8 protein-coding genes are annotated in these 9,728 nt (G+C 39.2%); 6 read left to right on the forward strand and 2 right to left on the reverse strand.

The window, feature by feature from the left end:
* Nucleotides 1-2 precede the first annotated feature (2 nt).
* On the reverse strand, nt 3-464 hold the full coding sequence (gene rtxC / locus RH40_RS19745; protein ID WP_009603496.1) for an RTX toxin-activating lysine-acyltransferase RtxC: 462 nt from the start codon (nt 462-464) through the stop codon (nt 3-5).
* A gap of 32 nt (nt 465-496) precedes the next feature.
* Nucleotides 497-850, reverse strand: a complete 354-nt coding sequence (gene rtxH / locus RH40_RS19750) for a protein RtxH (RefSeq protein ID WP_009603497.1) — start codon at nt 848-850, stop codon at nt 497-499.
* A gap of 426 nt (nt 851-1,276) precedes the next feature.
* Here rtxH and RH40_RS19755 point away from each other — a divergent pair, with 426 nt between their 5' ends.
* The 6 genes from RH40_RS19755 (at nt 1,277) to RH40_RS19785 (ending at nt 9,413) form a co-directional block, all read left to right on the forward strand.
* The gene (locus tag RH40_RS19755) at nt 1,277-3,373 is read left to right on the forward strand and encodes a peptidase domain-containing ABC transporter (protein ID WP_009603498.1); all 2,097 of its coding nucleotides are present in this window, start codon (nt 1,277-1,279) and stop codon (nt 3,371-3,373) included.
* Nucleotides 3,366-4,727, forward strand: coding sequence for an HlyD family type I secretion periplasmic adaptor subunit (locus RH40_RS19760; protein WP_009603499.1), 1,362 nt, complete (start codon nt 3,366-3,368; stop codon nt 4,725-4,727). Before RH40_RS19755 ends, RH40_RS19760 begins: the two co-directional genes overlap by 8 nt.
* Before the next feature lie 2 nt (nt 4,728-4,729).
* Entirely contained in the window at nt 4,730-6,856 is a 2,127-nt protein-coding gene (locus RH40_RS19765) for a type I secretion system permease/ATPase (protein ID WP_009603500.1), read from the forward strand.
* 458 nt (nt 6,857-7,314) lie between these two features.
* The gene (locus RH40_RS19770; protein WP_009603501.1) at nt 7,315-7,947 is read left to right on the forward strand and encodes an alternative oxidase; all 633 of its coding nucleotides are present in this window, start codon (nt 7,315-7,317) and stop codon (nt 7,945-7,947) included.
* Nucleotides 7,948-8,240: 293 nt separating this feature from the next.
* Nucleotides 8,241-9,092, forward strand: coding sequence for an SDR family oxidoreductase (locus RH40_RS19780; protein WP_009603503.1), 852 nt, complete (start codon nt 8,241-8,243; stop codon nt 9,090-9,092).
* A gap of 21 nt (nt 9,093-9,113) precedes the next feature.
* Nucleotides 9,114-9,413 carry a hypothetical protein gene (locus RH40_RS19785; RefSeq protein ID WP_009603504.1) on the forward strand — a complete coding sequence of 100 codons (300 nt, stop codon included), beginning with the start codon at nt 9,114-9,116 and terminating at the stop codon, nt 9,411-9,413.
* Nucleotides 9,414-9,728: the final 315 nt, after the last annotated feature.

Here is a 9,728-nt window from a genome sequence, read left to right on the forward strand (position 1 = left end):
TCTTAGATAGAGAACCACTGAACTTTTCTAATACAGCGGTTATTTTTAGCACTTACTTTTGCCCGAACTGTACATACCTTTTGGCCTTGCCAAGGGGCAAAGACCCGAGATCTTAGATCGTTGACAACTTCCCGAGCATGACCAAATGGTGCAATCATCTCAGGCATAAATATATGCGAACCAGATCGCCAATCACTGTCAAGGAGCTCTCTTTCGCCATTGAGAAGTAATCGTCGGTTCTCTGTAGAAACAAACGCCCAATTACAAAAGGCTACAGGACGTTGGTTTTCATCTTCGTAGTAACAATATTGATTGAGTTCGAAGGATGGCATAATTCTCTGTTGCCATTCTGCTAACACGTAGCGCTGATGAAGAGGAGAATACTGACTGAGCAGCATTATGCCTCCGATCATGGTTTGTATTTGGTTAAAAGTAGGTGTTGAGAGTTTATGTTCAATGGACATAATTTGATCCAAAGAAGACGCTGTCTATTGCTTTAAGTGTTAGCGTTTTGATCAGCAATCACACCATCAGTGACTGCACAGCCATTTTCAGCAGGATCCACTTCACTGTCTTGTTCATCGGAACTAACGGGAAGAAAACCTGAAGAGATAAGCTTGTCGAATTCTGCTTCCATTCTCGGGTCATCAAGCATATTTTTGATCATAGAAACCATATGCATAAAACCTGAGGCGGGCATATGTATGGCCTGCTTGAGTTCTAATTCTTCGTCACTTTCGGCGACAATCCCATTCGCCATTTTATTTTGGTCTTGTCCGACAAAATAAAGAGAAAAAATACCTTTATTATAATTAACGCTTGATATTGTTTGAACGAATTTCTCTGTCATGATGCATCCTGAATATTATAAATTTCAAAAAATAAAGAATAAAAACTGGCAAAAAATTCACTAAAAATGAATCTAATTTTAATAATATATGAACATCGTTTTATAAGTATATTGAGTGATTAATTATCCACCTAATCTTATAAATACCATCTATGTAATGAATTTTTTAGAGCTTATTAAGAGGAATTTCTTATACGAAAACTTTCCACTTTTCATTTAGACTAACCAACAAAATTAGGATTTAAAATAGAATAATAAGTGGTATGACCAGATTAAGATTGATACATTGCTCTTGAAGTTAATAGATTATTAACAGATTTGTATATAAAAATAATCATAGATTAATATATTTCACCTTGTTGACGGTAATATGAAGCAATGATAGTCTAATTTTAATAAAAATAATAAATATTCTTATATAAAAATATGAACGCAATCGATTATATGACTTTGAATTGTATTCAGTTATGCACCTCTATTATCGGTGATAAAAAAATAAATATAAATTTTTCAAAAAATGAAAAATATCGAGAAACATTAAAGAAAATATCGATATCTAACAATATAAGAACCAAAGAAAGACATGATACCAGTAAGATTATTAATAAGTTGAAGCTTCCAATAATTTTATTTAATCAGGAAAATAAACCATTTGTCCTTGCAAAAGTTGCTGAGGGGCAATGTCTTATCCAAGATCCAGAGAAACAAGCTCCAGAAATTATCTCATCTGAAACACTTTTAAAACGTTGGAATGGTCGATCCCTATCCATATTAACAAAAAAGTCAAAGTTTGATATTCGCTGGTTTGTCCCCGAATTCCTTAAGCATAAAAGTCTGTTGGCAGAAGTGTTGATTTTTTCTTTCGTGTTGCAAATTTTGGCGCTCATTTCCCCACTCTTTTTTCAAGTGGTCATGGATAAAGTACTTGTACATCAGGCTTTCACGACATTAGATGTATTGGTGTTTGGCTTGGTCATTACGGGAGTATTTGAAGTAATACTCCGTGGTTTGAGAGAATATCAGTATGCGCACACAGCAAATCGAATTGATATTCAGCTTGGCTTAAAACTAGTCCAACACTTGCTCGGCCTCCCTTTGTTATTTTTTAAATCTCGTCAAGTAGGTGCAATTGTTACTCGGGTAAGAGAACTAGACACAATTCGAGAGTTTCTAACAGGCTCCATGTTTACGCTCAGTGTTGAGCTCTTATTTATGTTTATATTCATTTATGTCATGAGCATATTATCCTCAACTCTAACTGTGATTTTCACTCTGTCCCTACCGGTCTATATTCTTATTGCATGGTGGTTTACGCCGAGGATGCAAGTTGCTATTGAAGAACAATTTACCCATGCAGCAGTCAACACCTCATTTTTAACCGAGAGTATTTCTGGTAGTGAAACAATAAAGAGTTTGGCTGTAGAGCCAAAGTTTATCAGGCGCTGGGATAACCAAACAGAAAATATGGTTGCAACCGGTTACTCAGTTCAACAACTGAATAATCGTTCCGAGCATTGTGTGCAGCTATTACAAAAGTCAATGAGCGTTATCATTTTATGGTTAGGCGCGAGTGAGGTTCTTTCATTACACATGACCATCGGTCAATTGATCGCCTTCAATATGCTCAATAGTCATGTATCCCAACCCTTAGCCAAAATGGTGCAACTGTGGGGACAATATATTCAAGCGCGAGTCGCGATAGAAAAGTTAGGGGATGTTTTAAATCTTCCCACAGAAAACCAGTCGAATGTTGACCAACACTCCATCAAAGGTTCGGTATCATTCAATAACATCGTATTCCAGTATCAACCAAATATCCCAGCAACGATTCAGGACTTATCTTTAGAAATAAGTGCTGGAGAAAGTATCGGAATCGTCGGCACTTCAGGATCAGGAAAAAGCACTCTAGCACGACTCCTTTTGAGGCTCTATACGCCTCAACAAGGAACAATTGCGATAGATGGTACTCCACTGAATAAGTTTAACGTGCAACAGTTACGACAAGATGTAGGTGTCGTGTTGCAAGAAAACTATTTATTCAACAAAAGTGTTAGCGAAAATATTGCTCAAGCGGCTCCTCAGGCTAGCCTAGAATCGATTATTTCTGCCGCAAAACTTGCGGGCGCTCATGACTTCATTCTCAAACTACCTATGGGCTATGACACCATTTTAGCTGAGGGTGGCTCTTCTCTTTCTGGCGGACAGCGCCAAAGGATTGCAATAGCAAGAGCCCTTTTACCACGACCGAAAGTGTTGATTTTTGATGAAGCAACCAGTGCCCTCGACGATGAATCACAAGCTCTGATTCAAAATAACATGCAAGATATTGGTCGTAATCGAACGGTCATTACTATTGCTCACCGCTTATCTACTGTCAGAAATTGTGATCGAATCATTGTGCTGCACAAAGGCCAAATTGTGGAACAGGGTACTCATGATCAATTACTTGACCAAGGAGATCGCTATTACCAATTATGGGAATTACAAAAAGAACTAAAATGTGAAGGAAAAAATCATGCGTAAAATGATCCAGTTGCTGAAAACCAAAGCAAAAGGCAACAAGACTCAAACAAAACATTATGACTTTTTACCATCACATCTTTCTCTATCCCATCAACCGCCCTCACCTTTTGCGCGGCTAACAGCCCTGTCACTGAGCATTGGTGTCATCGTTACTTTGCTATGGGCATATTTCGGAAAGCTTGATGTTCAAGCTACAGCTACAGGTAGACTGATCGTTTCGGGACGCTCGCAGGTCATTCAGGCCTACGAGCAAAGCCGAGTTATGCAAATCCATGTAAGGGATGGTCAGCAAGTCAAAATGGATGATCCTTTACTCACCGTTGATATATTGGGGGTTAGTCAGGATTTGGAACGGCTCAACTCTGAGGTTAACTTTCAAACTCAAGAGTTAATCCTCTACCGATCGCTTTTGTTGGGGCAAGACATCGAAAACGATGAGCAGTTTCTTTCAATTAGCGTTATACATCGAGACCAGTTAATTGAAAGTTATCACATTGAACATCAAGAGTTTTTGACGACTCTCGCCGACATCCAATCTGAAATGGACGTGAATCATACCTCTCAATCAGCCCATCAAAGTGATATCGAAGCACTCGATCAGCTGAGAAATAATATTTCACTGCGTCTACAAGCCAGAAAGGCACTTAATCAAGCCCGCGCGATCAGCCGTGTTGAATATTTGGAACAAGAAAAAGAGCTATTGGAGACCGACCGTCAACTCGCTCAGCAAAAAGCGCAACTTAAGGTACTACAATCAGAACATCACGGGCTTACGCAGCGGATGAATAGTTTTAAAGCACAGCGTAAAGGAGAGTGGTTAGATAAAAAGAGACAGGCCAGCCTCACATTGAAAGCACTCAAGCAACAACTTTCGACAGCCCAAGAAAGGCAAGAACTTGAAATCATTCGATCGCCGGTCAATGGCACTGTCCAACAACTGAATATTTTTACCCTAGGTGCGGTATTGCAACCCGCTCAAAGCCTGATGATTATTGTACCTGAAAATACAGTACAGCAAGCTGAAGTCAAAATTCTTAATAAAGATGTCGGTTTTGTTTATTCAGGACAAAAAGTCACCTTAAAGGTTGATGCTTTTTCTTACACTCGATATGGCACCATTGAAGCTGAACTTATCAGTGTATCGCGAGATTCAACAGCAGATGAACAATTGGGACTAATATTCCCAGCGTTGGTCGAGTTAAAAACGAACAATATTGTCATTGATGAAAAGCCAGTCACTCTATTGCCGGGAATGTCTGTGGTTGCGGAAATAAAAACCGATAAACGCCGCATCATTGATTATGTACTCAGCCCCATACGCGAGTACCAAGCCGAAGCAATGAGGGAAAAATAACCATGGGTATATCGCAAACCATCTCTGCTTCCGATATCATCACTGAGAGTAATGGAGCCCTTGAGGCCGTCGCCTTTGTTGGACATCAGTTTGACAAAAAATGGACAGCACCACAAATATTACACGCTATTGGAGTATCTAGCGAAAATCTAACAACTGGTGAGTTAAGAGAAGCTGCTGATCTAATCGGCTTTAAAAGCCAATTGATTTCGCTAGGCCCCAAAGCAGTACAAGACATTCCAATGCCTGCTTTAGCCTGTTTAGGAAACCATTGGTTTGTTATTAACGAGATCAAGGACAATCAATGGATATTGTATGATCCCAAAAGTGAAAGAAGTCTTAGCCTCCCCCTTTTAGACGCACAACACATCCTTTTACTCGCGGATAAAGAAATAGATAAAAGCCAAGTTAAGTTTGGGCTTCAATGGTTTTTTCCGTCCGTATTACGTCAAAGTAAGCAGATAAGAGATGTCTTTTTTTATGCTAGTGCTATTCAATTATTAGCACTCGCCAGCCCTCTTTTGTTTGAAAACTTAATCGACAAGGTTCTTGTTGGAAGAAGTTTATCGAGTTTACATGTCCTCGCCGTTGCAATGTTGGCCTTCGCAATCGCAGAGCCTGCCTACAGCTTTTTGAGAAGCAAAGTCTTTGGGCACCTTGCCAGTCAGGTAAATGCTGAATTATCTGGACGCTTATATCGCCATTTGGTTGGTTTACCGCTCAATTATTTTAAGCAACGTCAAACCGGTCAAATCATAGCTCGAGTGAGGGAGATGGCGCAGATTCGTCAATTTCTTACCGGTTCGACTTTAATGCTTGTCTTAGACCTGATTTTTGTCATTGCCTTTTTAGCCGTCATGTTTCATTACGCGAAAGTGCTGACTTGGATCGTCATCGGCTCATTGATCACTTATTTTATTCTGTGGTTAATCGCAGGCCCAATCATCAGACGGAAAGTAGAGGAAGAATACGAAGCAGACGCATCAGCAACCAGTTTTTTGACTGAAGCCATTACTGGTATTGAAACAATCAAAACAACAGCCACAGAACATCGCTTCATAAAAGAATGGCAACGTATTTTAAGTCAACAGTTAAAAAGAGGATTTCAGGCAAAAAAATCTGGGCTAATAGCTGGACAAGGAATCTCTCTGATACAGAAGCTCGCAGCTGCCATTATTCTCTGGTGGGGAGTCAATGAAGTCCTCGATGGAACCCTATCACCCGGACAACTTATTGCCTTTAATATGCTTGCTGGACATGTTACTCAACCTGTTTTGCGCTTGGCGCAGATATGGCAAGATTTTCAACATACCTTAATAGCTTTGCGAAGAGTTGGTGATATTCTTGATGAACCACAAGAAAATAGTAAACATGGACTAGCCTCTGTTCCAGAGTTACAAGGTAAAGTCGCCTTCAAAAATGTCCGTTTCCGTTATCACCAAGATACTCCCGAAGTCTTGAATAATGTCTGTATTGATATTAAACCCGGTCAATTTATTGGCATCACGGGGCCATCAGGTTCAGGAAAAAGTACGCTCACACGTCTATTACAAAGACTGTATACACCTCAACATGGGCAAGTATTGATCGACGGAATGGATCTGGCTATTGCTGATCCTGTATCACTGCGTAGAGGAATAAGTGTTGTGCTCCAAGAGAGCATCTTATTCTCTGGTACCATTGCAGAAAATATTCGCTTATGTAAACCTCAAGCAACAGATGAAGAAGTACACCATGTAGCTCATTTATCTGGTGCGCTAGAATTTATTCAAGAACTCGCTCAAGGATTTAACCAGCAGGTTGGAGAAAAAGGTAACTCATTGTCAGGGGGACAAAGACAAAGAATTGCGTTGGCTAGAGCACTACTCACCAACCCTAAAATTCTTATACTCGATGAAGCTACATCCGCCTTAGACTACCATTCTGAGGCCGCTATCATGAGTAACATGCCAGAAATTTGCTACCAGCGTACGGTTATCAGTATTGCGCATCGCCTCAACACCATACGCTTTGCTGATCGAATTGTTGTCCTCGACAATGGAGAGGTAGCAGAAATGGGCAAACACTCTGAACTTTTGAACAAACAAGGACTGTATGCAAAACTTTGGAATCAACAGGTTGGTACTTAGCCCCCTACTCTAGTAATGAAAAAGTAGCCTACCATCTTAGGTTCGCTACTTTCCTTGAACTCAACACTGTAACATCGCTCTGAGCCCTACACCTTGAAGTCACTGGGTATAGCACGGCCAAAATTATAAAACTTTAAAGCCATTTGAGCACACTTTGCCCAAACCAGTAGCTGTCTAAATCGTTATCCGGCCTTAAACTTCAGTCGCTCTGAGATCATACTTTTATCCCTATCACCTGCCCATCTCAATCTAACAAAACTTCTACCTTAATTAAGCTCAAACCCTTTGCTATACGATAAACATACAAAATAATGTCATTTAGACACAAAGAGTCATATTGACACCAACCAAAAAAGAGTCAAAAAGACTTCTTGATAAGTGAAAGATATATTAAAATCAACAACTTAAAACTTGGCACGGAATGTGTAATGTCTATAAGCAGAAGAGGAGATTTTATTATGACATTTGAGCAAAAGCATTACACACCAAACAGTGGTTCCGAAAAAATTGCCTTACTAGTCACAAAGCTACTTAAGAAAACACTTAACCTTTTCTATGGAGGTAAATACGCAAGACGAGCCATGCTGCTCGAAACAATAGCGGCAGTACCCGGGATGGTAGCAGGTGTATTTAATCACCTCAAAGCATTACGAAGAATGAAAGACGACGGAGGGTGGATTAAAGAACTTCTTGATGAAGCAGATAATGAACGAATGCACCTGATGATTTTCTTACGCATTACTCAACCCTCTATCATAGAGCGCGCATTGGTCATGCTGATCCAATTCTTCTTTGTTTTGATTTACAGCTTTGTTTATCTGCTGTCCTCAAAAACAGCGCATCGAATTGTTGGCTATTTTGAGGAAGAAGCATGCAACAGCTACTGTGAATTTATTGAAAAAATTCTCGATGGCACCGTAGAAAACTCTCCAGCACCAGCGATAGCAATCCGTTATTACAGTCTCCAAGATGACGCAAAATTACTTGATGTACTGGAATGTATTCGCGACGACGAAGCAAAACATCGAGATAAAAATCATGATATTGCTGACGCCTACAAGAATCACAATTTACCCGACCATCAAAGTTAATCAGGAACATTACTGTGGAGACTCATCATGAAGCATAATAACTGTGATATCAGTGAAGCTGAGTTTGGTGCCTCAATGGGAATTTCTCATCTGCTGATAGATAAAACGGAAACCCTAAACATCACACATCATTGTCACCATAAATATCAGCATAATCGATCGCTTCGATTAAAAAAGAATGCTCTGAGTCTCTCATCCAAGAGAAAGTTTAATTGGCACTTTTATATACAGTGTTTTTGCAAGGCACCCAGAAATTTGCTTTCAAAAATAACTGCCCACGTTAGGAGAAAAAAATGAACGACAAAATTATAGTTATCACAGGGGCAAATTCTGGAATGGGTTTGGAAACCACTAAACTACTCAGCTCTAAAGGTGCAAAAATCTTTGCAGGTTATCGCGGAGAGAGAGGAAGAGAAATACTGGAAGACTTAAACGACACGAACATCATCCCAATCTACCTTGATGTAACTTGTTCGTCCTCTGTTTTTGAAGCATTTCGTCAGATATTTGAATTAGAGAAAAAAATTGACGTTCTAATAAATAATGCGGGTTACGGCTACGTATCAGCAAATGAATTTGCTGACGATACCAGCATTTATGACCAATTTGATGTGAATGTTTTTGGTGTGTTTAGAACATGTCGGGAAGTCGTTCCCTACATGAGAAAACATCAAACAGGTCAGATAATTAATATCAGTTCATTTTTAGGAAAAATGGGGCTGCCTCTGCTAAGTCATTACTCCGCATCAAAATATGCTGTAGAGGGATTATCGAACTCTCTAAGATACGAACTCGCTCCCTTTAATATTGCAGTTAATACCATAGCGCCTGGACTGTTCCGTACTGGTTTTGTTAACCATGGTCTACATGCCAATGAGCTTACCAGTGAAAGGACCTCTCCATACGCCAAAACAGCCGACGCCCTACTACCGACCATCGTTGAGCGTATTAACCAAGGCATTGATCCAATTTTGGTGGCGGAAGCGGTTTATGAATCAATTACCGACAGGTCATGCCAACGCGTTATGGTTGGGAATGAAGGTGCTTTTTTTGAAAGTATGAAGTATGAAGTAGGTGAAAATCATTTTGAAAATAGTGTTGTCGACGCACTTGGACTACCGAAAACAAATTATCCTTCGAAATAAAAGAATAGAGGTTAGAGTATTATGATAACCATTACTTCGAGCTCACTACTCGTTACTTTAGACTTGCTAAATCGTATAGATTTCAATAAAAATCAAGTATTCTATTATGACTACGACCATGCCTATCAGATATTAAATATCGTAAAAGACAAAAATGGCTCTGACGACAACTATGAGCTGATCCTAGGCGGTGCTTCAAGCTTAAAATTTAAAGTATGTGATGATGAAATACAGTTCTCCCCCAGAAAAGTTCATATTTCTCATGAAATTGCAAACAAAATATCAGGGATGCCACCTGATATTTCAAAGTATAGCTTTTGATATTTAAATAAATTTACACACTTAAAAAACCCCAAATCTACATGCGGGGTTTTTATATTTAAAAACAATAGAATCACTATTTGATTATTTATTTGCTAACTTCAACCTTGATAAAATAAAAGCAGAAAGTAAATTCACCAGCCAAATATAAAATTAAAACATGAATTAAAAGTAACCTATTACTAATTAATGGCATGCTATCAATATATTTTTAGATAGAGTGATGATTTATGAATAATGTCTTAATTACTGGTGCCAGTAGAGGCTTGGGGTTAGCTCTCGCACAAAAATTTTATCATAGCTATTGGGGGGTAT

The organism is Vibrio caribbeanicus ATCC BAA-2122, from assembly GCF_000165125.1.
In the GTDB taxonomy this organism is placed as follows: domain Bacteria; phylum Pseudomonadota; class Gammaproteobacteria; order Enterobacterales; family Vibrionaceae; genus Vibrio; species Vibrio caribbeanicus.

Excerpts from the sequence above, each read along its gene's own strand:
- rtxC (WP_009603496.1), bottom strand. The coding sequence starts at position 464 with ATGTCCATTGAACATAAACTCTCAACACCTACTTTTAACCAAATACAA.
- rtxH (WP_009603497.1), bottom strand. The coding sequence starts at position 850 with ATGACAGAGAAATTCGTTCAAACAATATCAAGCGTTAATTATAATAAA.
- RH40_RS19755 (WP_009603498.1), top strand. The coding sequence starts at position 1,277 with ATGAACGCAATCGATTATATGACTTTGAATTGTATTCAGTTATGCACC.
- RH40_RS19760 (WP_009603499.1), top strand. The coding sequence starts at position 3,366 with ATGCGTAAAATGATCCAGTTGCTGAAAACCAAAGCAAAAGGCAACAAG.
- RH40_RS19765 (WP_009603500.1), top strand. The coding sequence starts at position 4,730 with ATGGGTATATCGCAAACCATCTCTGCTTCCGATATCATCACTGAGAGT.
- RH40_RS19770 (WP_009603501.1), top strand. The coding sequence starts at position 7,315 with ATGACATTTGAGCAAAAGCATTACACACCAAACAGTGGTTCCGAAAAA.
- RH40_RS19780 (WP_009603503.1), top strand. The coding sequence starts at position 8,241 with ATGAACGACAAAATTATAGTTATCACAGGGGCAAATTCTGGAATGGGT.
- RH40_RS19785 (WP_009603504.1), top strand. The coding sequence starts at position 9,114 with ATGATAACCATTACTTCGAGCTCACTACTCGTTACTTTAGACTTGCTA.